Below are 21,047 nucleotides of genomic sequence, written 5' to 3'. Positions count from 1 at the left end.
CGACATCAAGAACTGGATCGCCGGATGGAACGCCAACCCCAAACCATTCATCTGGACCAAAACCGCCGAAGACATCCTCGGCTCCATCGGCAGACTTATTCAACGAATTAACGGCGCAGGACACTAGCGCCTCGCGGCTACTCGACCAACGGTTGGGGGGCCACTCGACCATCGGTTGGGGGGGCCGCCCGACCAGCGGTTGGGGCGCCACGCCTCAGCCGGCGGCGACCGGTGCGAGGTCGAGCTTGCCGGCGAGCTTCGCCAGGTACGCCGTCGCGCGCTCCACGCTGTCGTCGGGCAGACCGTAGAGCACCTGGGTCACTCCGATTTCCCGCCACTTGTCCAGCTTCTCGGCCACCGGTTTGAAGTCGAGGACGACGATCTGCGGATCGCCCGCACGACCGGCGTCCGACCAGATCTGCTTCAGCAGCGCCACCGATCCCTCGATGTCGTCCTCACCCGGGGTGGTGATCCAGCCGTCGGCGCTGCGGGTGATCCATTTGAAGTTCTTCTCGTTGCCGGCGGCGCCGACGAGGGTCGGGATGTGCTCGGCCGGCTTGGGCCAGGCCCAGCTGGGGCCGAAATCGACGAACTCGCCGTGATATTCCGCCTCTTCGTCGGTCCACAGTGCGCGCATCGACTCGAGGTACTCACGCAGCATGGTCCGTCGACGTTTCGGCGGCACCTTGTGATCGGCGAGTTCGTCCAGGTTCCAACCGAATCCGACCCCGAGCGTGAGGCGGCCGTCGGAGATGTGGTCGAGCGTCGCAAGTGTTTTCGCCAACGTGATCGGGTCGGACTGCACGGGAAGGGCGACGGCGGTTGCCAACCGGATGCGCTCGGTCACCGCCGCGGCGGCCGCCAGCGACGTCCATGGATCGAGAGTGCGCATATAACGGTCATCGGGCAGCGACGAATCGCCCGTCTGTGGATGCGCCGCGTCGCGCCGCGTGGGGATGTGCCCGTGCTCCGGCACGAAGTAGGACGCGAAACCCGCCTCCTCGATGAGTGGTGCGAGCACGTGCGGTTTGAGGCCGCGATCACTGGTGAACTGCACGATTCCGAATTCCATGGGTCCTCCCGCGCGACGTCGCGTTCGCTGCCGCCCCTACCTTCGGACGGCTGACTGGACACCAGTCTAGGTGATGGGATCGCCCGCGACCAGGGTTTCCCGGACGTCGCGGAAGATTCCTTCCCCCGCGCTGGTCCGGCTGATCGCGTCGGCGGCCAGGACCACGGCGGCCGACGTCCAGCAGCTCTTCTCCACCGGCCACCGCTTGCCGTCGGCGTACACCAGGCCGGTCCAATACGATCCGTCCGGATCGCGTAGGTGCTGAATGGATTCGACCAGCTTGACCGCATCGGCCGTGTCACCGAGGGCGTCGACCGCGAGGGCCAACTCGCAGGTCTCCGCGCCGGTGACCCAGGGGCGGTGGTCGACGCACCGGATCCCCATTCCGTCGACCACGAATTCGTCCCAGCGCCGGGCGATGTGCTCTTGGCCGGCGCGGCCGCGCAGGGCCCCACCGAGTATCGGGTAGTACCAGTCCATCGAATGATCCGATGGCGGCTCGAAGTTCTCCGGCCGGTCACGGATCACGTCCCCGAGCGCGGTGTGCGCTGCGGCCCAGGCGTCCTCGGGCTGCCCCATCTCGTCGGCGATCCGCACCGCACAGTCGATCGCCTGGAAGATGCTGGCGTTGCCCGTGATCTGGGCTTGATCGAACATCGCGCCGGTGCGGTGATCACCGCCCCACCGGAAGGCGCCGTCGGGCCGCTGGTACTTCGTGACCAGGTCGATCGCCGACCACACGGTCGGCCACATCTCGTCCAGAAATCGGGTGTCCCCGGTGATCAGGTAGTGATGCCAGACCCCGACCGCGATGTAGGCGCAGAAGTTGCTGTCGATGTTCGGGTCCTCGACCCGACCGCCGACCATGCGAATCGGCCACGAACCGTCGTCGCGCTGGTGACGTCGCGACCACGCGTATGCCGCCTCCGCTTCGGCGATGCGGCCGGTGACCGACAGGGCCATCGCCGACTCGACGTGGTCCCACGGGTCCGTCTGTCCCCCGGGAAACCACGGCAGCGCACCCGAATCCTCCTGCATCGCAGCGATCGCGGCGCCCGTGGCGTCGACCTGCTCCGCGGTGAGGACACCCGCGATCGCCGGAAGCGGCGTCACCTGCTTCCGGCGTCGGCACCGCCGGACGACTCGGGTTTGCGCAGATACAGCGCGACCGACTTGCCGATGACCGGGTTGAGCGCCTGCTCACCCACCCGGGTGAGCCACGGCTTGCTCATCATGTCCCAGACCAGCAGCTTGTGATAGGCCTTGACCAACGGGTTGCCGTCGTTCTCCACGCCCACAGCACATTTGATCCACCAGTACGGGGCGTGCAGCGCGTGCGCGTGGTCGGTGCCGGTCACCTCGAGTCCGGCCCGGGTCAGTTTGTCGGCGAGCTCGGACGCCTTGTAGATGCGGACGTGCCCGCCCTCGACCTCGTGGTACGCGTCCGAGAGCGCCCAGCACACCTTCTCCGGCCAGTAGCGCGGCACGGTGACGGCGGCGACGCCACCTGGCTTGAGGATGCGCACCATCTCGGCGATGGCACCCTCGTCAGTGGGGATGTGCTCGAGGATCTCCGACATGAGGACCACGTCGAAGCTGTTGTCCGCGTACGGAAGCCGCAGGGCGTCACCGACCTCGGCGCGAGCCTTCGCGTCGCCGGGGACATGCCCTTCGGCCATCATCGCGTCGAACATCTCCGCGACATCGGCCATGTCCGACTCCGACTGGTCGAACGCGATGACATCCGCTCCCCGGCGGAACATCTCGAACGAGTGCCGGCCCTGTCCCGCCCCGATGTCGATCGCCTTGGTCTGCGAACCAACCCCCAAGCGATCGAAATCCACTGTCAGCACTCGTTCTTCTCCTTCGAATCCTACGACCGTCAAATCCTCTGCCGCGGCGACCAGTTCGCCGCGCCGTCGATCGTCGGTCAGTTCCCCGTGAGGTCCGTGACTTCTCGATCGGCCGCAACCCGTTGCAGCACTGTCTCATAGTGTTCGGCCGTCTTCGCGGCAACCGCGGCCCAGCTGTAGCGTTCCTCGACGCGGCGACGCCCGCCGTCACCGAGCCTGCGACGCAGGTCGGCGTCGTCGAGCAGCTGCCCGATGGCCTGGGCGAGCTTGCCGGAGTCACGCGGCGGCACGAGCACCGCCGCCTCCTCGTCGGTGCCCACGACCTCCGGGATCGCCCCCGCGCGTGTTGCGACCAGGGGTGTCGCGCAGCTCATCGCCTCCACCGCCGGCAACGAGAAGCCCTCGTACAGCGAGGGCACACAGGCCACCTCGGCCGACGCCAGCAGATCGGCCATCTCCTCGTCCTCGAGCCCGGACACCACCCGCACCTTGTCGCGGATCGCGAGGCCGTCGATCATCTTCGCCGACGGGCCGTTGGGATCGAGCTTGGACACCAGGACCAGTTCGATGGGCCGTTCGGCGCTCAGCTTCGCGACCGCCTCCAGCAGATACGACACCCCCTTGAGCGGTGCATCTGCGCTTGCGACACAGGCGATCCGGCCGGGGACACGCTCCACACCCGGCTTGAACACCTCCGTGTTGACGCCGAGCGGGATGGTCGTGATCCGGCCCGACGGGATGTCGAAGGCCTTGCGGATGTCCACCTCACTGCTCCGGGACACGGTGAGCAGCTCGGGAATACGCCGCGACACCCGCCCTTGCATGCGCAGGAACGAATGCCACCGCCACGCGGTGATCTTGCGCCATCCCTTGGCCGCCTTGACCGCCAACGTGCGGTCACGCGTGATCGGGTGGTGGATCGTCGCGATCAGCGGAAACCCGGCCTTCTGGATGTCGAGCAGTCCGTAACCGAGGCACTGGTTGTCGTGGACGATGTCGAAGTCGTCGCGACGGTCCCGCAGCAGTCGTGCCACGCGCAGGCTGAACGTGAGCGGCTCACCGAAACTCGCCGTCCACATCGAGCCGACCTCGAGGGCGTCGATCCAGTCCCGGTACTCCCCCGGCCGCGGCGTCCGGAACGGGTTCGGCTCGTCGTAGAGCGCCATGCTCGGCACCTTGGTCAGCTTCACCCCGGCGTCGATGGCGACCTGGTCGAGTTCGGGATACGGCTGGCCCGAGAAGATCTCGACATCGTGCCCGAGCAGCGCCAGCTCGCGGGACAGATGCCGGACGTAGACGCCCTGGCCGCCACAATGCGGTTTGCTGCGATACGACAGCAGTGCTACACGCATCCCCTTACACCGGTTCCATGCCGGCGGCGGTCTCGAACTCGGTGACCGAGACGAACTTGACGCGGCGACGACCCGCCGACTTGCCCGCGTCCCGTTCAGCGGAGTCGATGGCCTTCCAGCCGGCCAGGTCGATCCGGCGTGCACCGCGATCGGAGACGATGTCGGCGACGTCGTCGCGCGGAGTCGACGGCGTGGACAGCGCGTCGTCGACGAAGTCACGCAGCACGGCCTCGGCCGTCTGCTGGCCACACATTCGGTTCATGCCGATACCCCCGGTCGCCCCTCGTTTGATCCAGCCGGTCACGTAGAGACCGGGCATCACGTCGCCGTCGGCGACCGCCTGGACCCGTCCGTCGGTGTTGGGCACCACGCCCTTCACCTCGTCGAACGGCAGGTCGATGACCGGCACGCCGCGATAGCCGATGGCACGCAGCACGACCCCGGTCTCCAGTTCGAAGCGTTCGTCGGTCGGGGTCACCGCCACCCGCTCGGTTCCCGGCGCATAGGCGTTGCGCACGCACGTCAGCGACTCGACCTTTCCGTCCCCGCCGATCTCCATCGGAGAAACGAGGAAGCGGAACACGATCCGTCGATTGCCGTCGATGGCAGGACGTTCGGCGAACTCACGCGCGAGCCGGATCTTGGTGGCGATGGTGGAATCCAACGTGTCGTCGTCGAGCGCCGCCTCGGTGGCCGCGTCGAGAACCAGCTCATCGGGATCGATCACCACATCGACACCCTCGACGTCGCCGAGCGCGAGGAATTCGCTGTTGGTGTACGCGGCCTGCGCGACGCCGCGGCGGGCGAGCAACTCCACTTCCCGCACGTTGGAGTCGCGGAGCTTCTCCAGTGCGTGATCGGCGATGTCGGTCGATGCCAGTTCGTCGGGGTCGCTGACGAGGATGCGGGCCACGTCGAGGGCGACGTTGCCGTTGCCGATCACCACCGCGCGCTCCGACGACAGGTCGACGTCGAGGTCGGCGTAGTCGGGGTGACCGTTGTACCAGGCGACGAATTCGGTGGCCGGGATCGATCCGGCCAGGTCCTCACCCTCGATGCCCAGTCGCTTGTCGGTCGCGGCGCCGACCGCGTAGATCACCGCGTGGTAGCGCTCGGCGAGTTCGGCATGGGTGATGTGCTTGCCGACCTCGACGTTGAGGAAGTACTGGAAATTCCGTTTGGCTGCAGTGGCCGCGAACGTCTTCTCGACGCCCTTCGTGGGCGCGTGGTCGGGCGCGACGCCGGCCCGGACGAGGCCGTAGGGGGTCGGCAGCCGGTCGAACATGTCGACCTTGACCTGCGGCTTGCGGACCAGTTCCTCGGCGGCATAGAACGCCGCCGGTCCGGCTCCGATGATCGCGACGTGCAGTTCGCCGTCGGGCAGCTGAGGCGCCTTCTTGGGGGGCACGAGGCCGCCCTCGACATCGTGGTCCTTGTAGTAGTCGGCGTTGATCTGCAGGTACGCCTCGTCGCGTTCTTCGAGCTGGTCATCCGGAAGGATCGCCTCGACGGGGCATTCGTCGATGCAGGCCCCGCAGTCGATACAGGTCTCCGGATCGATGAACAACATCTCCGCCGTGAAGAACTCCGGTTCGTCCGGCGTGGGGTGGATGCAGTTGACCGGGCACACGCTGACGCAACTGGCATCGTTGCAACATGGCCGGGTGATCACATGCGCCATCTGCTGTTTCCTCGAAATCCGACACGTGGAACGTGTTCTAGTTTTTTCGTCCTGAGTATCTTAACTGTAAAGATACCGGCGGCGGAAAGTAGGGACCGAGTGAGTGACTCACCCAGCGGGATCAGCATCGAACCACTGAGTGAACGCAAGGACGGGGCGCGGTACTTCGAAGCGGATTACCGGGTGCGCACTGGCGATGTCGACCAGGAGATGCGGGTACGGCTCGATGCCGTGGCCCGCTACCTGCAGGATGTGGCCAACGACAACATCGAGGCCACCGACTACGGGCAGAGCGATCCGTTCTGGATCGTGCGGCGGACCGTCATCGACGTCATCCGGCCGATCTCCTGGCCCGCGACGGTCACCGCGCAACGCTGGTGCGGGGCGCTGTCGACGCGGTGGACCAACATGCGGGTACGGCTCACGGCGGAGCACGAGACCAACCGGTTCAACCCCGAGCACCGCGAACCGGGACTGATCGAGACCGAGGCCTTCTGGATCAACGTCAACGACCAGGGCATGCCGTCCCGGATCACCGACGACATGTTCGAGATGCTGTCGTCGATGACCGACCAGCACCGGCTGCGGTGGCGGTCGATGAACCCGGACAAGGCACCCGACCCCGACGATCTGGAGCTGGCCGACCGGGAGCATGTCCTCCGGATCACCGACTTCGACCCGTTCAAACACCTCAACAACGCCGCCTACCTGGAGGCGATCGAGGACGAGGTCCTCGATCATCCCGACCTCGTCGACGCCCCGCATCGCGCGGTCATCGAATATCTGCGGCCGATCGTGCCGGGAGTGTCGATCACCCTGCGACGGGTACGCGAACCCGACCGGCTGCTGATCTGGATGATGATTCCCGCCGACGGCCCCGATGCGGAGGTCGGTGAGCTGGTCGTGGCCGCGACGGTGTCGGTGACCAAGCTGGGCGAGTGAGCGGACGCACCAGGTAGCACAAGTGCTACCCTGGGTCGATGGTGACCGTCGGCCTGCGTGAGTTGCGGCAAGAAGCGTCCGAGTTGGTTCGGCGGGTCGAAGCGGGCGAGCAGATAACGATCACCGTGTCCGGCCGTCCGAGCGCCCGTCTCGTCCCCGCGTCATCGCGTTCATGGCGCCAGTGGGAGGACGTCGCCGACCTCTTCGCCGGTCCAGCCGATGCCGAGTGGGAATCGGATCGGGACACCGTCGATCACGCGATCGGAGATCCGTGGCGACACCGGTGAGGGCCATACTGGACACCAGTGTCGTCGTCGGCTCCGACGTCGCACCGTTGCCGGGCCAACTGGCGTTGAGTTCGATCACCCTCGCCGAGTTGCATTTCGGCGTTCTCGTCGCCAAGACTGCCGCGGTCCGGGCCGAGCGATTGCGCCGACTGTTGTTCGTCGAGAAGGCATTCGATGCGTTACCCGTCGACGACGGGGTGGCCGCCGCATACGGACAGATCGCGGCCGCCGTCGTCGATGCGGGCCGTCAGCCGCGCGCCCGGTCACCGGATCTGCTCATCGCGGCGACCGCACGGGCCCACGATGCCCGCCTCTACACCCGGAACCCATCCGATTTCGTCGGGCTCGACGATCTGGTCGAGGTGGTCTCGGTCTGACAACCCGTGCCGCTCGCGCACTCGGGGCCCCAGGAGAACCGCGCCTCACTGACCGCCGCTGAGCAGCAACTCCATCAGCTTGATCGGGGCGGCGCACGGATCGGCGGGCACCGCCACCGTGCGCGGCTCGACCCACCAGGTGTAGACGCCGCGGCTGGGCGCCCGTGCGGTGACGCCACACACGGCGGGACGGTCCGGGTCGCGTTGGGTGAACGCCGCCTGGCTGGCGACCTTGATGTTCTCGGTCTCGTAGCCCAGCTGCTTCGCCGTCTCCTTCTCGACGTTGGGGTCGCCCCACTCGAACCAGTTGAACGTGACGCCGGCCGTGGTCGCGCCCTCGACGATCCATCGGCAGATGGCTCCGTTGAACGTCCCGCGCGCCACCGTGCCGCCGACGACCTCGGCGATCTGCATCGGCGACAGCACCGAACATTCGAGGAGGAGATTGTCGAACTGGTCGGTGTCGACACTGCCCTCCGGCCGATCGCCGGCCGCGCCGACGGGCACCGGGGTTCCGTCGATGCTGCGTGCGCATGCGGTGCCGAGCCCGAGGATCACCACCAGGGCGACGACGACGGTCACCACGCGCCTCATGACGCCCGCTCGATCGACAGGCGGGACAGTTCGGTCGCGGCGTCACAGAGTTGCTCGGTCGACGGCGGGTCCTCACCGAGCAGCGCCTGCGATCCGGCGCTGACCGACCATTCGAAGAAGTCGGCGCCGAATCCGATGCCGATCTCGCAGATGCCGACATCGGAACCGACGAAGCCTTCGTGTCCGGCGATCTCGATGTTTCCGGTGGATTCCCGGGACAGCTGGATGGTCGCCCGCTCGCGGCCGATGGGCGAGCCGCGATACCAGTTGAACGAGGCGACCGGACCGGTGCGGTCACCACTGCTGTCCCACTCGCAGACCGAGGCGTTGTTGACGGTGTTGGTGAGTGCGCCGAAGCGGGTGATGCGGCCGACCTCCTCGGTGGTGACGCCGCCGCATTCGCCGAAGAACGGTCCCGACCCGGCGTTGCCGGGCGCTTCGGGCGTGTTGGGTGCGGCCGGGTCGGTCGTGTCGTCGCCCGAGCAGCCGGTCAGCGCCAGGGCGATCATGACGACGGTGGCGATGAGGAATCCGCCCCGCATCCGCAGGCGATCGAGTTCACGCCGTTCGCGTTTCGTGGGGCGGCCCGCTCCGCGGTCGCGGCGGGGCTGACTGGCCAGGACCTCCCGGGGCGGCGGTGGCGGGCTGTGATCGACGAAGCACTCGGCGGCCGCGGGCGCGGACACGCGTTTGCTGATCAATCTCGTCACTTCGACGATGCGCTCGTTGCCGTGCAGTCGCACACGGACTTCGTCGCCGATAGCGACCGGCTGCGCGGGCTTGGCGGTGATGCCGTTGACCCGGACGTGGCCACCGCGACACGCCGCCCCCGCCGCGGACCTGGTCTTGGTGAGCCGGATCGCCCAGATCCAACTGTCGACGCGGGTGGCCATTGCTCCTCTGGGTTACTGCTGACGGGTCAGGAAGTAGTAGCCGGCGCCTCCGGCCACCAGGCCGATGAGCAGCGCAGGCCAGAAGCCCATCAGCAACCACAACACTCCGAACAACACGATCGCCGGCGACACGGCAGCAACACTCATGCCCGGGTGCTGGCGCACGACCTCCGACACCGCTTTACGTCTCGCTGGATCTACCGCCATGACTCCTCCTTGCTACGGCCGGTCAGGGTGAGGCTGATCGATGCCTCCACTGTAGCCAAGAGAAGCGCGGTGACCGTCGCGCCGAGGTCAGTCGTCGGAAGCCGGGGCGTCGTCATCGGAACCATCCGCGGACGGATCGGAGTCGGAGGCCGTGTCGTCGGTCGACTCGGTGTCGTCGGCGGTCTCGGTGTCGTCAGCGGTCTCGGTGTCGTCCCCGGTCTCGGTGTCGTCGGTCGTCTCTGTGTCGTCGGTCGTCTCTGTGTCGTCGACATCGCTGGAATCGTCGGCAGGTGCGCGGTCCTCTACCTCGTCGGAGAGATCGGTCGGCCCGGTGCCGTCCGATGTGAGGTCGGAACCGGTGGTGTCGGCGCGGTGCGTCCCGACATACCCGCTCGCGGTCGGCTCGGGCGCCCGATGCCGACCCACGTAGCCGGTCGTCTCCGGGGTCGAGGCCGACGAGACCAGTGCTTCTGCCGCGGCATCCGAAGATGCCTGCTCCGCGACGGCGGAGGCGGGTCCCGTTGCTCCGATACCGAAGGGGAACTCGAACTCCGGGATGTGCAGGACCGGCACGATCTCGCCGGTGTCGAGCTCACCGAACGTCAGGACCGGCACGCCCAGGTGATTGGGCCGTTCCTGTCCGTTCACCGTCACCATCGGATGGAACGTCAGGGTCTGCCCGAGCCAGTCGATGCTCGTCGATTCCTGCGGGCCGTAATCGCTGGTGAGCCGGAAGAAGTTGCCGCCGAGGAAGTCGTAGTCACCGGCGACGCTCAGCCGTGCCACGTCCTTGCTGAGGGTGAGGGGTTGACCCGCGAGCACCTGGGTCAGGACCTGCCCCAGGACGTCCGCCGGGTCGAAGAGCACCGCCGACGGGTCGGTCAGGCCGAACTGCACCTCACCGTTGGGCTCCTTCCATCGGAAGTCGAAGGTGCCCAGCACATTCGCGCATGCTCCGACACCCTGCGCGTATGCACCGGTGAGCCCCCCGTAGCAACTGACATGGGCGACCTCGGGGACCTCCAGGTCGGTCGACACGGTGAAGATCGTGACCGGGATGGCGCTGGTGGTCCAGGCATTCGCCATTCCGACGACGGCGAACGCGAATGCGGTTCGGCCGTCGCTCGCCCCCGACGTGGCCAGGCTGAGCGGCAAGTACGAGACCGAGGTCGCACTACCACCACCGGAGGCCAATGCGAACTGCACCCCGTCGCCGATCACCCTCGCGCTGCCCTCCGGTAGCGGTGCGTCGGGCACCGGCTCGACCGTCACCCCGAGCGCCTCGGCGGCCGCGATGGCGAGTTGGCGCACACCTTCGGTCACGACATTGCCGCCCTCTGTGTTGAGGTACGACTGGAGGGGGTCGTAGACGCCGGAGGGGACGAGGTCGATCGAGGTCGGCATCACGAGCGCCACACCCGCGCCCGTGGAGCCCGTGCAGTCCGCACCACCGAGAGCGGGCCCACCATCGGAATCCGACGAGCACAGATCGAACCGCCACTGCTCGGCGAGCTCCTGGGTGACCCCGTTGTTGGCGAGCGCGGCGATGACATCACCGACCGTGCCCGTCGGGCTCGGCAGCGAGAAGTCAGGGGCGGCGTGCGCCTGTCCGGGATTCGCCTGGGCAACACCGAGTGCGGCGACGGTGGCCAAGGTGGCAGCGCCCACGGCCGCACCGGCCCGTCGCGGGCGGCGATCAGGTCGCTTCCGCACCATGCGTGACTGCCGAATTCCGTTGCGGCCCATGTTGGTCATCCGTCCCAATCCCCTGTCCCACCCGATGCGAGCCGGCTCATTGAATCATGTCCGTTTCGCGCCGATGTGCGATTTCAAGGAATTGCCGAACGATCGAGAATGGCCGACCGATCGGTCGCGCCCCTGCAGACCGGTGTCACCACCGCTGCCGGTCGAGCTGCTCTCCGTTCTCGGCGGCATCGGCCGCGCAGCCGAACCCGACCACCCAGCTGCCGTCGGACAGCTCCACGCTGCCGAGCATCATCGGTGCGGGTAGTGCAGCCAGGAACTCCCCCAACGCATTCGGTGACAGGGTCCACACCTCACCGGCGATCGACCTGCCGCCCGGATCGCGCACCAGGCCCGGTTTAGGCGGCACGGTGTCGAGCGCGACAAGGCGGTAGCACGGCGCGGTGGCCACCTCGCCGACCCAGCGCGCGCCCCGCTCGGACAGCTCGTGCGTGAGTGGGCCGCCCCGCATGTGAGCGCCGAATACGGCCAGTTCCACACTCGGCGCGACGCTCTCCGGCCACGCCGCACCGATATCACCCTCAGCGGCGAACCGGTGCGCGAGGTCCATCACCGCAGCATCCTCGTGTGCGCGACCGAGCAGGGTGACGCCGAATTGCGATCGGGTGCCGTCGGATTCGTCGACCGTGCCGGCCGGGACGGCGACGCCACAGAGGTCGAAGAGGTTGCAGAAGTTGGTGTAGGTGCCCATCCGCGAGTTGACACCGACGGGATCGTCGGCGACCTCGGACAGGGCCGGATGACAGGGCGCGGTCGGCACCATGAGTGCGTCGGCATCACCGAGTTCGGCCATCGCCTCAGCCCGCAGTTCCGCGAGCCGGGTCCGCGCGGCAAGGAGCTCCACGGCAGTGAAACGGTCTGCTGCGCCGATGATTCCGGATACGACGGGGTCGAGTCCGGAGGCGGCGTCGGCGTTCGCGATGAAGGCGCCTACGGCGTGCGATCGTTCGGCGACGAGCGCGTCGTCGTACAACAGCCGCGCAGCCGCCAGGAAGGGCGTCAGATCGATCGGCTTGATGCGGAGTCCGGCTTCCTCCGCATGTCGCACCGCGGCACCGAATGCCGCTCGCCACTGTTCGGACAGCTCCGGCAGCTCGGCGGGTATCGCGATCGTCGGATGCTCGGTGGCCGCCAACGACGTCGTCGGGCCGAACGGCCGGGGACCCGGAGCCTGCGCCATCGCCGCCATCGCCCGGTTCGCCAGCGTCAGGCTCTCGGCGAAGATGGTTACCGTGTCATAGCTGGCGCACGCCGGCACCACCCCTTCGGTGGAGACGACGTCGACCGTGGGTTTCACCCCGACGATGCCCTGCAGACCCGCGGGCACACGACCCGATCCGGCGGTGTCGGTCCCGATCGCGATGTCGGCGAACCCGAGCGCGACCGCGACGGCCGAACCCGAGCTCGAGCCACCCGAGATACGGTCCGGTCGCCGTGAGTCACGCACGGCCCCATACGGACTGCGCGTGCCGACCAGGCCGGTCGCGAACTGGTCGAGGTTCGTCTTGCCGATCACCACGGCGCCGGCCGCGCGTAGGGCAGCGACCGCGGGCGCGTCCGCCTTCGGCTCGTAGGCGTATCCGGGACACGCCGCGGTGGTCGGCATGCCGGCCACGTCGACGTTGTCCTTGACCGCGAGGACGACTCCGGCGAGCGCCCCGCCGCCGTCCATCGATGCGGCGTACTCGCGCTCGACGTCGGCGCGCGGACGCAGGGTGATGAAGACCTCGGGCCGCTCCGCCTCGTCGATGCGGCGATAGATGTCGTCGATACGGCTCATGCGACCTTTCCTTCTTTCAATTCCGCTGCGGCGTTGCCCGCGACTCGCGCGAATTCACCTTGCTGCGACCATCTCTCACGCTCCTCCGCCCGCGCGAACTCCATCGCGCCACGTGTGGCGGCGATGTCCTCGGCGTTCTGGTCGAGGAACTCCTGATGGGCCGCCAACGAGAAGCTGCCGTCGGAGATCCGGACGCTGTCGCCGCGACCGGCGGCGACGTCGGCGCGCATGTCGAGCAGCTCGTCCGCACTGACCGGGTACCACCGGATCTGATCGAAGAAGCGCAGCAGCCACGGGTGCTCGGGATCGAATCCGGGTGCCGGCAGCGGGTGCCGGTGATTCCACACCTGGGTGGTGCGCCCGACGAACTGGTATCCGCCCGGCCCTTCCATCCCGTAGATGCACATGTAGGCGCCACCGATCCCGACGGCGTTCTCCGGGGTCCAGGTGCGCGCCGGGTTGTACTTCGTGGTGACGAGCCGGTGCCGCGGATCCAGCGGGACGGCTACCGGCGCACCCAGATAGACATCGCCGAGGCCGAGAACCATGTAGTTGGCATCGAACACGATGCGGTGCACGTCGTCGACCGAGTCGAGACCGTTCATTCGGCGGATGAACTCGATGTTCCACGGGCACCACGGCGCATCGGAACGGACGCCCAGCATGTACCGTTCGATGGCTTCGCGGGTCGCGGGGTCGTCCCAGGAGAGGGGTAGCTCGACGGTGCGGCTCGGCACGACGAGGTCCTCGGCGGGCGGCAGCTGACTCTCACACTCGTTGAGCCACTGCAGCATCCGCTGCTGCGACCACACGTCGGGATCGGCCTTCACCTGCAGCGAACGGATTCCGGGCGTGAGGTCGATCAGCCCCTTCGGCTGTTCGGCCGCGATGCGTTCGCTCAGCGCGTGCACCCGGGCCCGCAGCGCCAGGTCGAGCCGCATGTCGCCGTACTCGACGAGGATGTTGTCGTCGCCGCTGCGCCGGTAGGTGACCGCGGTGGCGCCGTCGGCGGTGGTGGTGGCACCGAGGACGCCGTCGTCGGGATCGCCGCCGTCGGAGAGGACATCGACGAGGCAGGCACGCCGGCCGAGCCCGATCTCCGACGGGGATGCCGCCCGGTCGCTGCGAATCGGGATGAACCGCACGGTGTCACCGGGCTTGAGCTGACCTAGCTTCCATCGTTCGGCGGCGACCACGGTCACCGGGCACACGAAACCGCCGAGGCTCGGGCCGTCGGGGCCGAGCAGGATGGGAGTGTCCCCGGTGAAGTCCAGCGCGCCCACCGAGTACGCGTTGTCGTGGATGTTGGACGGGTGCAGCCCGGCCTCACCGCCGTCGTCGCGCGCCCAGCGCGGTTTCGGTCCGATGAGGCGGATGCCGGTGCGGTCGGAGTTGAAGTGGACCTCGTACGCCGTGCCGAGCAGGTCATCGATGTCCTCGGTGGTGAAGAACTCCGGCGCGTTGTGTGGGCCGATGGTCACGCCGAGTTGCCAGGTGTGCGTGAACGCCGGCTGTTCGTCGGTGAGGATGCGCCGCGGGGACCGCGCGACATCACCGACGATGGCGAGCTGGTCGCCGTCGGCGAGTTTGCGGCCGTCGAGTCCGCCGAACCGACCCATCGTGAAGGTCGACCTGCTGCCGAGGTAGTCCTCCGCATCGACACCACCACCGATGGCGATGTAGATCCGCATACCGAGATCGGCCGCCGCCCCGACGTCCAGCGTGTCCCCAGCCTCGACGTGGATCGGAACCCACTGCGGCACACGCCTACCCGAGAGGGCCACGTCGACAGGGGCGCCGGTGACGGCGACCACCCGGGGCTCGGTGAACCGCAATGCCGGCCCCATCATCGTCGCTTCCAGCCCGGCGGCGTCCGCAGGGTTGCCGACGGCCTCGTTGGCGAGTCGGAACGACAGGTCGTCCATCGGGCCGGACGGTGGGACCCCGACCTTCCAGTAGCCGATGCGGCCGGGCCAGTCCTGGATGGTGGTCTGCGGCCCCGCGCGGTGAACGGTGATGGTGGCCATGGTGCTCGATGCTCCTCGCGTAAGTCTCGGGTGGCTCGCGGCGTCAGGCCGCGTGGGGCCGGGTGACGATGACCCGGACCTCGGTCGGGTCGAATCCGTTGCAGGGGTTGTTGATCTGCGGGCAGTTGGAGATCAGCACGAGCGTGTCGACCTCGGCGCGCAGCGCCAGGCGCTTGCCCGGCGCCGACAGACCGTCGACGATGCCGAGGGATCCGTCGGGATCCACCGGTACGTTCATGAAGAAGTTCACGTTCCCGACCATGTCTCGCTTGCCGAGACCGTGTGGGGCGCCACCGATGAGGAAGTTCTCGACGCACGCATGCTGATGCTTGGTGTGGTGGCCGTAACGCAGCGTGTTGGATTCCTGCGAGCAGGCGCCGCCGAGCGTGTCGTGGTTGCCGACCTCGTCGTCGACGATGGTCATCAGCGGATTGGACTCCTGGTCCCGGATCACCGTGCCGGTGGTGAGGAAGATGTTGCCCTGGGCCGCGATCGTCGCCTGGGCGGAGTACCGGATGGTGTGGTCCCGGCCGCCGTAGAACAGCGTGTCGACGGCCTGGTTGCCGTAGAGGTCGACGATGGTCAGGACGTCGCCGGCGGCGACGACCCCGGACCAGGGCGCGCGGTCGCCGATCACGGTGTCGGTGATGACGTCGCCGGGGACCAGGGCGAGTTCGGCGGGGTCGGTGGTGATGAGTGATGTGGTGGTCATGGGTTTCCTCGGGTGAGTGGGGTCTCGATACGCCCTCGGCTAGCGCCTCGGGCTACTCGACCAGCGGGGGTTCGCGTGGGTCTCGATACGCCCTCGGCTAGCGCCTCGGACTACTCGACCAACGGGGTTCGCGTGGGTCTCGATACGCCCTCGGCTAGCGCCTCGGACTACTCGACCAGCGGGGGTTCGGCCTGCGGTCTCGATACTCGACCAGCGGGGGGGTGAGTGGCGTTTGTTCCGTTGATTGAGTAGCCGCGAACGTAGTGAGTGGCGTATCGAAATCTCCGGCGGTGGAATCAGAAATGTGCTGCGGACCAGACGTCTTCGGAATTGGCGACGGCGCGCTGATACTCCGGGTCGGTCGCGTCGACGGTGGTCAGGAGTTCGTCCAGGTCGGAGGTGGCCTTCCACGAGAGGATCTCGAGCGGGCCGGTGTCGAAGGTCGGCGACGGATCGAGCGGATGCGCGGTGTTGACGACGGCAACCACACACGGCAGGTGCAGGATCAGGTCGACGGATTTGTCGCGGCCGGCCGATCCCTTCGACGTCAGCGTGCCATCGCTCTCCACGACCACGCCATGGAAGAACGACAGGGACGGCGCGACGTCGGAGGGGGTCAGGCCATGCTTCGCGGCGGCCAGGGTGAACAGCTCCCGCCCGGCAGGAGTGTCCGAGTGGGCCACGCCGGCACCGTATTTCGCGGTGTTGCCGGCGAGGGTCGAGGTGCCGCAGAGTGCGTCGTGGTGGCCCGAATCGTCGGCGACCACGGTGGCGAGGGCGCGGCCCTGATCGCTGAGCAGCGGGTGCCCGGTCGACAGGTAGGCCTGCCACGGCACCTTGACGGTGTCGGCCACGTTGAGCCGCTCCCACGGTGCGTCGGCCCGCCAGAGCAGGACGTGGGCGCAGGCGGTGCCGGTGATGTCGCGCAGTCGCAGTCGGGTACCGCGGGCCAACACCTTGCTGGTGTAGCGACCGCCGGGAACCGTCTCGGCCCAGGTCAATCGGGAAGGGTCGATACCTGCCGGAGGGTTGGGCCAGCGGGAGGCCGGCACCACCGGCATGGTGTCGGTGATGGTCCCGGCCTGCGACCGGGCGTGCTCGCGGGCGCCCGCGGTGGTCGCGGTGCCGTCGGTGGTGGTGGTCATGGTGAAACTCCTGAGTGTTGTTGTCGTGCCGACGGATCTCGATACGATGCTCGCCTAGCGGCTCGCATCTACTCGATCAGCGAAGGGGTAAGTTAGCGGCTCGTGTCGACTCGATCAGCGATCGGCGAGGTGACCGGCTTCGGATGTTCCTTGCCTCGCGGGAAGCACGCGATGCCCACGAGAACAGTGATCGCGATGCAGATCGGGCCGGCCCAGCGCAGGATCGGCATCTCCCCCGACGGGTCGAAGATCTCGGCCCGCGGCCAGGCGAGATTGATCACCATGAACGTGCCGTAGGCGACTGCGAGCACGTTGACGACGATGCCGAACGGGCCCATCGTGAACAGCTTCTTGCCCTCGGCGTCGACAGCCGTCCGGTCGGTCGGCCAGCCCTGGAACCGGCGATAGAGCATCGGCGCCGTCACCGACAGGTAGGCAAGGTAGATCAAGATGATGCAGACGCTGGCCAGGGTGGCGAAGATCGCCGAGTTGCCGACGTTGACGAGCAGGATGCCGATGCAAAGCACACCGATGAGGATTGCGGGCGCGATGGGCGTTCCGGTGCGCTCGTTGACATGCGACAGCGTCTTCGAGAACGGCAGGCGGCCGTCCCGGGCCATCGAGAACATCAGCCGCGAGCACGCGGTCTGGATGGCCAGGGTGCAGATGAAGATCGCCACCGCGACGTCGCAGAGCAGCACCTTGCCCCAGAAGCTGCCGAGCACCGAGTCGAGCACGTACGGCAGGCCACCGGTGGCGAGTTGTTCGTCGAGGGTCGGTGCGGCCATCAGCGCACCGAGGAGCATGAGACCACCACCGATCGCCGAGACCGTCAGCGCGAGACGAATGGTCTTCGGCGCGACGCGGCGCGGGTTGCGGGTCTCTTCCGCGAGCTCACCGGCGGACCCGAAGCCCACCATGACGTAGGCGGCCATGAGTCCGGACACGATGAACGCCCAGATGTAGCCGGGCTGCTGGCCGGGGATGCCGGTGTCGAACACGACGTCGGGGCCACGCTGGGCGTGGGTGAACAACGCCAGCACCACGGCGACGACGCCGACGAGTTCACACGTGACGCCGATGTTGTTGATGCGGCTCATCCATGAGATGCCGACGCAGTTGATGGTGGTGACGATGACCAGCAGGACCGAGCCCAGCAGGACCGCGTTGGCCGCACCGCTGGTGCTGGTGAGGGTCGGGTCGTCGCCGATGACCTGGAATCCACCCCAGACCGACGGCAGCACGACCTGCAGAGCGATCGCGGCCGCGGAGGCGGTGACGATCTGGGCGATCATCATGAACCAGCCGCCGAACCAGCCGATGACCTCACCGCCCATCCGGCGAGACCATTGGTAGATGGCCCCGGAGATCGGGTAGCGGGCGGCGATCTCGGCGAAGCACAGCGCCACCAGGAACTGGCCTGCGTACACGATCGGCCACGTCCAGAAGAACGCCGGCCCACCGAACCCGAAGCCGAGCCCGAAGAGCTGGAAGATCGTCGTGAGGATCGACACGAACGAGAAACCGGCCGCGAAGGACGCGAACTTCCCGAGCGAGCGGTGCAGTTGCTGGTCGTACCCGAACTCGGAGAGGTCGTCGGCATCCCCGCCGCCCGAGGACGGTGGCGGGACAGGTGGCGGTGTCGTCGCGGTGGAGGTCATGTGGTCGTCTCTCTGCTGAGGTCTTCGTGGTCGGCTCAACGGTGAGCGGCTTATCTGTCGGTTGATAGATAAACGTACAGCAATTTCTATCAAGTGACAGAAATGTTTCAGGCGCGGAAACTGGCGCTAAGAATGTGTTACGCGCCGCAGGTCAGAGCCCCGAATGCCCGAAACAGGGGTGCGCTAGGCTGGATTCTGCCGGATGACCAACACAGGGGCGCGAATCGAGGACTGCCATGGCGACGCGGGCGTCAGCACAGGAGCGCACGGCCAGCCCGGGCCGCCCACGATTGGTCAAACCGAGGCGCCACGGCGACACCGCGCGCGATGAGATCCTCGATGCCGCGGCCGAGTTGTTCACCCGGCACGGGTACACCGGCACGTCGACCCGGATGATCGCCGACGCGGTCGGCGTCCGGCAGGCGTCGCTGTACCACTACTTCAAGACCAAGGACGACATTCTCGCCGCGCTGCTCGCCACCACCGTCGACCCGTCCGCCGAACGCGCCCGTGAACTGCTCGATACCGAAGCACCTGCCCTGCAACGTCTGTTGGACCTGGCGCGCTACGACGTGACACAGTTGGCCGCCGGACGCTGGAACCTCGGGGCGCTCTATCTGCTGCCCGAACTCGCCGACGATCGCTTCGGCGAGTTCCGCGCCGCCCGCCAGGAGCTCGCCGCCGCGTACGAGTCACTGGCCACCGAGACCCTCGGCAACGCCTCCGACAACCGACGTCTTCTCCCGTTCCGCCTCGTCGAGTCGGTGATCATGATGCGCTCCGACGAACAGCGGGGCGAACTCGGCGACCACACGGTTGCCGGTCTGGTGGACACCATCGTCGGCGCGATCGAGATGCTGATCGAGCACACACCGTCGGCGTGACGGCGTTCGCCAAGTACTAGACCGGGCAGCGCCCGAGTCGTGCGGCCGCGGTGGCGCTCCCCCGCCCGATCGGCTCGGCGCCAACCGCTTCGGCGAGTCCCCACGGCGGCATTCCGCTGCTGATGGTCTCGTGTTCGCCGATCACGTACGTCTCGTGCCAGATACCGACGGAGTTGGTATCGGCGAAGCGTTTGTTGAACCCTCGCCAGGCCGGCAGATGAGGAGCATCGGTGTCTGCGGCGAAGCGGCGCAGGTCTTCTGGGGAGCGCCAGTACGAGAGCACCATCAGTGACGAACCTGCGTAGAGGCGGTAGGTGAGCATTCCCGCGTCCGCGTGCCGACGGAGATGAAACAGCATCCGCGGCATGGCGAGGAAGACGTAGAGCCACGCGCGCACGCGCAGCGGGTTGGTGACACGCATGCCGATCAGGAACAGTGTGGTCCCGGGCGGCGGGGTCTGGTTGGTGATTCGACGAGCATCGGGACGTGGCATCCTGGCCTCCGGGTCGGAGTTTCATAACGTCGTTACAAAACAACGTTATGAAACAATCGTCGCCATGGCAAGACCCAAAGTGCACACCGACGAACTTCGCGACCGATTGCTCGACGAGGCCGTGGCGGTCGTCGGCGAGCGCGGCGTCGATGCGTTGTCGGTCCGGGAGGTGGCTCGAGCCGCCGGCACCTCGACGACAGCTGTGTACTCACTGTTCGGCAACAAGGAGGGCCTGATCCGGGGTGTCCTGGTCCGTGCTTTCGAGTCGTTCACCGCGGCGCAGGAATCCGCGACCGGCGCCGAGGTCGAGTCCGACCTCGGTGAACTCGGGGTGCAGTACGTCGGGTGGGCACTGGGCAATCCCCGCCTGTACGAGTTGATGTTCGGCGAATCCCGGGCGGGCATCGCCCCCACCGCCGAAACGGAGGCCGCCTCGGCGCGGGCCATCGCACCCCTGCGTCACGGCGTGGCGCGGGCCATCGACACCGGCGTGTTCCGGAAGGGCGCCGACGTCGACACCGTGGCGGCATCCCTCTGGTCACAGGTACACGGATTGTCGCTGTTACTGCTGTCGGGCCACTTCCCGCCCACGGCCGATCCGGTCGCGGCTGCCAGCGCCGTCATCGACGGATGGCGTGCCGATCGTGGATAGGGTGTGAGGCATGGCAGGCCGCAGTATGCGTTTCGACCCGATCGCCGAGGCACGGCAGAACTGGGCCGACGCCGGATGGGGCGACGTCGCCGACGGCATGGTCGCGGTGACCTCGATCATGCGCGCACACCAGATCCTGCTGGCCCGCGTCGAGGGCGCGCTGCGTCCCTACGATCTGAGCTTCTCGCGCTTCGAACTGCTTCGCCTGCTGGCCTTTTCGCGGCAGGGCGCGTTACCCATCACCAAGGCGAGTGATCGGCTCCAGGTGCACGTCACCAGTGTCACGCATGCGATCCGTCGCCTCGAGGAGGCGAAGCTCGTCCGCCGGGTCCCCCACCCCACCGACGGCCGGACAACCCTGGTGGAGATCACCGATCTCGGCCGGTCCACGGTCGAGGACGCTACCGCGACACTCAACGACGAGGTGTTCGGTGCGGTCGGGATGACCGACGACGAGATGACCTCGATGGTGACCGCAATCCAGTCGCTACGGCACAACGCGGGTGACTTCTGAGGCGCCATCCAGCGTCCGGGTCGCCGAGCGAGGATCGACGAGCGCAGCGAGGAGGCCCGCAGCGAGAGCGGGCCCGGCGCCATCCAGCGTCCGGGTCACCGAGCGAGGATCGACGAGCGCAGCGAGGAGGCCCGCAGCGAGAGCGGGCCCGGCGCCA

At 67.6% G+C, this 21,047-nt stretch carries 21 protein-coding genes; 6 read left to right on the top strand and 15 right to left on the bottom strand.

Annotated elements, in window-relative coordinates; genetic code table 11:
* Positions 1-214 precede the first annotated feature (214 nt).
* The 5 genes from V1Y59_RS13930 to V1Y59_RS13910 form a co-directional block, all read right to left on the bottom strand.
* Positions 215-1,072, bottom strand: a complete 858-nt coding sequence (locus V1Y59_RS13930) for an LLM class F420-dependent oxidoreductase (RefSeq protein WP_330505560.1) — start codon at positions 1,070-1,072, stop codon at positions 215-217.
* Positions 1,073-1,138: 66 nt separating this feature from the next.
* Complete coding sequence (locus V1Y59_RS13925; protein WP_330505559.1) at positions 1,139-2,185, bottom strand: prenyltransferase; 1,047 nt, start codon at positions 2,183-2,185, stop codon at positions 1,139-1,141.
* Positions 2,182-2,925, bottom strand: coding sequence for a class I SAM-dependent methyltransferase (locus V1Y59_RS13920; protein WP_330432882.1), 744 nt, complete (start codon positions 2,923-2,925; stop codon positions 2,182-2,184). Before V1Y59_RS13920 ends, V1Y59_RS13925 begins: the two co-directional genes overlap by 4 nt.
* Positions 2,926-3,002: 77 nt before the next feature.
* Positions 3,003-4,277, bottom strand: coding sequence for a glycosyltransferase family 4 protein (locus tag V1Y59_RS13915; protein ID WP_330505558.1), 1,275 nt, complete (start codon positions 4,275-4,277; stop codon positions 3,003-3,005).
* Positions 4,278-4,281: 4 nt separating this feature from the next.
* The gene (locus V1Y59_RS13910; protein ID WP_330505557.1) at positions 4,282-5,958 is read right to left on the bottom strand and encodes an FAD-dependent oxidoreductase; all 1,677 of its coding nucleotides are present in this window, start codon (positions 5,956-5,958) and stop codon (positions 4,282-4,284) included.
* A 99-nt stretch (positions 5,959-6,057) separates the two neighbouring features.
* Between V1Y59_RS13910 and V1Y59_RS13905 the strand changes: the two genes are divergently transcribed.
* From V1Y59_RS13905 to V1Y59_RS13895, 3 genes are read left to right on the top strand one after another with little or no spacing between them, the layout of a single operon-like run.
* Positions 6,058-6,900 (top strand): acyl-[acyl-carrier-protein] thioesterase, encoded by an 843-nt coding sequence (locus V1Y59_RS13905; RefSeq protein ID WP_330505556.1) that lies wholly within the window; start codon positions 6,058-6,060, stop codon positions 6,898-6,900.
* A 38-nt stretch (positions 6,901-6,938) separates the two neighbouring features.
* The gene (locus V1Y59_RS13900) at positions 6,939-7,187 is read left to right on the top strand and encodes a type II toxin-antitoxin system Phd/YefM family antitoxin (RefSeq protein ID WP_330505555.1); all 249 of its coding nucleotides are present in this window, start codon (positions 6,939-6,941) and stop codon (positions 7,185-7,187) included.
* Positions 7,184-7,564 (top strand): type II toxin-antitoxin system VapC family toxin, encoded by a 381-nt coding sequence (locus V1Y59_RS13895; protein WP_330505554.1) that lies wholly within the window; start codon positions 7,184-7,186, stop codon positions 7,562-7,564. The genes V1Y59_RS13900 and V1Y59_RS13895 overlap by 4 nt, the downstream gene beginning before the upstream one ends.
* Before the next feature lie 45 nt (positions 7,565-7,609).
* On the opposite strand, the gene V1Y59_RS13890 is transcribed toward V1Y59_RS13895, so the two are convergent.
* From V1Y59_RS13890 to V1Y59_RS13850, 9 genes are all read right to left on the bottom strand, one after another.
* Positions 7,610-8,158 (bottom strand): DUF3558 domain-containing protein, encoded by a 549-nt coding sequence (locus V1Y59_RS13890; RefSeq protein ID WP_330505553.1) that lies wholly within the window; start codon positions 8,156-8,158, stop codon positions 7,610-7,612.
* Positions 8,155-9,051: a DUF3558 family protein gene (locus V1Y59_RS13885; RefSeq protein WP_330505552.1), complete on the bottom strand. Its 897-nt coding sequence runs from the start codon at positions 9,049-9,051 to the stop codon at positions 8,155-8,157. Before V1Y59_RS13885 ends, V1Y59_RS13890 begins: the two co-directional genes overlap by 4 nt.
* A 12-nt stretch (positions 9,052-9,063) precedes the next feature.
* Entirely contained in the window at positions 9,064-9,258 is a 195-nt protein-coding gene (locus V1Y59_RS13880; protein WP_330432891.1) for a hypothetical protein, read from the bottom strand.
* 87 nt (positions 9,259-9,345) lie between these two features.
* Positions 9,346-11,013 carry a hypothetical protein gene (locus V1Y59_RS13875; protein ID WP_330505551.1) on the bottom strand — a complete coding sequence of 556 codons (1,668 nt, stop codon included), beginning with the start codon at positions 11,011-11,013 and terminating at the stop codon, positions 9,346-9,348.
* 136 nt (positions 11,014-11,149) lie between these two features.
* Positions 11,150-12,802 (bottom strand): allophanate hydrolase, encoded by a 1,653-nt coding sequence (gene atzF, locus V1Y59_RS13870; protein ID WP_330505550.1) that lies wholly within the window; start codon positions 12,800-12,802, stop codon positions 11,150-11,152.
* Complete coding sequence (locus tag V1Y59_RS13865; RefSeq protein WP_330505549.1) at positions 12,799-14,829, bottom strand: 5-oxoprolinase/urea amidolyase family protein; 2,031 nt, start codon at positions 14,827-14,829, stop codon at positions 12,799-12,801. The genes atzF and V1Y59_RS13865 overlap by 4 nt, the downstream gene beginning before the upstream one ends.
* A gap of 43 nt (positions 14,830-14,872) precedes the next feature.
* Positions 14,873-15,541 (bottom strand): urea amidolyase associated protein UAAP2, encoded by a 669-nt coding sequence (locus V1Y59_RS13860; protein ID WP_330505548.1) that lies wholly within the window; start codon positions 15,539-15,541, stop codon positions 14,873-14,875.
* 296 nt (positions 15,542-15,837) lie between these two features.
* Positions 15,838-16,686, bottom strand: coding sequence for an urea amidolyase associated protein UAAP1 (locus V1Y59_RS13855; RefSeq protein ID WP_330505547.1), 849 nt, complete (start codon positions 16,684-16,686; stop codon positions 15,838-15,840).
* A gap of 92 nt (positions 16,687-16,778) precedes the next feature.
* A complete protein-coding gene (locus V1Y59_RS13850) occupies positions 16,779-18,347 on the bottom strand; it encodes an amino acid permease (RefSeq protein WP_330505546.1) in 1,569 nt (522 codons plus the stop codon).
* Between the two features lie 236 nt (positions 18,348-18,583).
* On the opposite strand from V1Y59_RS13850, the gene V1Y59_RS13845 reads away from it, so the two are divergent.
* A complete protein-coding gene (locus V1Y59_RS13845) occupies positions 18,584-19,231 on the top strand; it encodes a TetR/AcrR family transcriptional regulator (protein ID WP_330505545.1) in 648 nt (215 codons plus the stop codon).
* A gap of 16 nt (positions 19,232-19,247) precedes the next feature.
* Here V1Y59_RS13845 and V1Y59_RS13840 read toward each other — a convergent pair whose 3' ends face one another.
* Positions 19,248-19,724: a DUF4188 domain-containing protein gene (locus V1Y59_RS13840; protein ID WP_330505544.1), complete on the bottom strand. Its 477-nt coding sequence runs from the start codon at positions 19,722-19,724 to the stop codon at positions 19,248-19,250.
* Between the two features lie 55 nt (positions 19,725-19,779).
* Between V1Y59_RS13840 and V1Y59_RS13835 the strand changes: the two genes are divergently transcribed.
* Positions 19,780-20,376 (top strand): TetR/AcrR family transcriptional regulator, encoded by a 597-nt coding sequence (locus tag V1Y59_RS13835; protein ID WP_330505565.1) that lies wholly within the window; start codon positions 19,780-19,782, stop codon positions 20,374-20,376.
* A 10-nt stretch (positions 20,377-20,386) separates the two neighbouring features.
* Entirely contained in the window at positions 20,387-20,890 is a 504-nt protein-coding gene (locus tag V1Y59_RS13830) for a MarR family transcriptional regulator (protein WP_330505543.1), read from the top strand.
* Positions 20,891-21,047: the final 157 nt, after the last annotated feature.

This window comes from Gordonia prachuapensis (genome assembly GCF_036350515.1).
Classification (GTDB): domain Bacteria; phylum Actinomycetota; class Actinomycetes; order Mycobacteriales; family Mycobacteriaceae; genus Gordonia; species Gordonia prachuapensis.
This window is presented reverse-complemented; position numbering and strand designations above follow the sequence as displayed.

Excerpts from the sequence above, each read along its gene's own strand:
- V1Y59_RS13915 (WP_330505558.1), bottom strand. The coding sequence starts at position 4,277 with ATGCGTGTAGCACTGCTGTCGTATCGCAGCAAACCGCATTGTGGCGGC.
- V1Y59_RS13890 (WP_330505553.1), bottom strand. The coding sequence starts at position 8,158 with ATGAGGCGCGTGGTGACCGTCGTCGTCGCCCTGGTGGTGATCCTCGGG.
- V1Y59_RS13845 (WP_330505545.1), top strand. The coding sequence starts at position 18,584 with ATGGCGACGCGGGCGTCAGCACAGGAGCGCACGGCCAGCCCGGGCCGC.
- atzF (WP_330505550.1), bottom strand. The coding sequence starts at position 12,802 with ATGAGCCGTATCGACGACATCTATCGCCGCATCGACGAGGCGGAGCGG.
- V1Y59_RS13865 (WP_330505549.1), bottom strand. The coding sequence starts at position 14,829 with ATGGCCACCATCACCGTTCACCGCGCGGGGCCGCAGACCACCATCCAG.
- V1Y59_RS13885 (WP_330505552.1), bottom strand. The coding sequence starts at position 9,051 with ATGGCCACCCGCGTCGACAGTTGGATCTGGGCGATCCGGCTCACCAAG.
- V1Y59_RS13840 (WP_330505544.1), bottom strand. The coding sequence starts at position 19,724 with ATGCCACGTCCCGATGCTCGTCGAATCACCAACCAGACCCCGCCGCCC.
- V1Y59_RS13900 (WP_330505555.1), top strand. The coding sequence starts at position 6,939 with ATGGTGACCGTCGGCCTGCGTGAGTTGCGGCAAGAAGCGTCCGAGTTG.
- V1Y59_RS13830 (WP_330505543.1), top strand. The coding sequence starts at position 20,387 with ATGGCAGGCCGCAGTATGCGTTTCGACCCGATCGCCGAGGCACGGCAG.
- V1Y59_RS13855 (WP_330505547.1), bottom strand. The coding sequence starts at position 16,686 with ATGACCACCACCACCGACGGCACCGCGACCACCGCGGGCGCCCGCGAG.
- V1Y59_RS13930 (WP_330505560.1), bottom strand. The coding sequence starts at position 1,072 with ATGGAATTCGGAATCGTGCAGTTCACCAGTGATCGCGGCCTCAAACCG.
- V1Y59_RS13860 (WP_330505548.1), bottom strand. The coding sequence starts at position 15,541 with ATGACCACCACATCACTCATCACCACCGACCCCGCCGAACTCGCCCTG.
- V1Y59_RS13880 (WP_330432891.1), bottom strand. The coding sequence starts at position 9,258 with ATGGCGGTAGATCCAGCGAGACGTAAAGCGGTGTCGGAGGTCGTGCGC.
- V1Y59_RS13850 (WP_330505546.1), bottom strand. The coding sequence starts at position 18,347 with ATGACCTCCACCGCGACGACACCGCCACCTGTCCCGCCACCGTCCTCG.
- V1Y59_RS13875 (WP_330505551.1), bottom strand. The coding sequence starts at position 11,013 with ATGACCAACATGGGCCGCAACGGAATTCGGCAGTCACGCATGGTGCGG.
- V1Y59_RS13910 (WP_330505557.1), bottom strand. The coding sequence starts at position 5,958 with ATGGCGCATGTGATCACCCGGCCATGTTGCAACGATGCCAGTTGCGTC.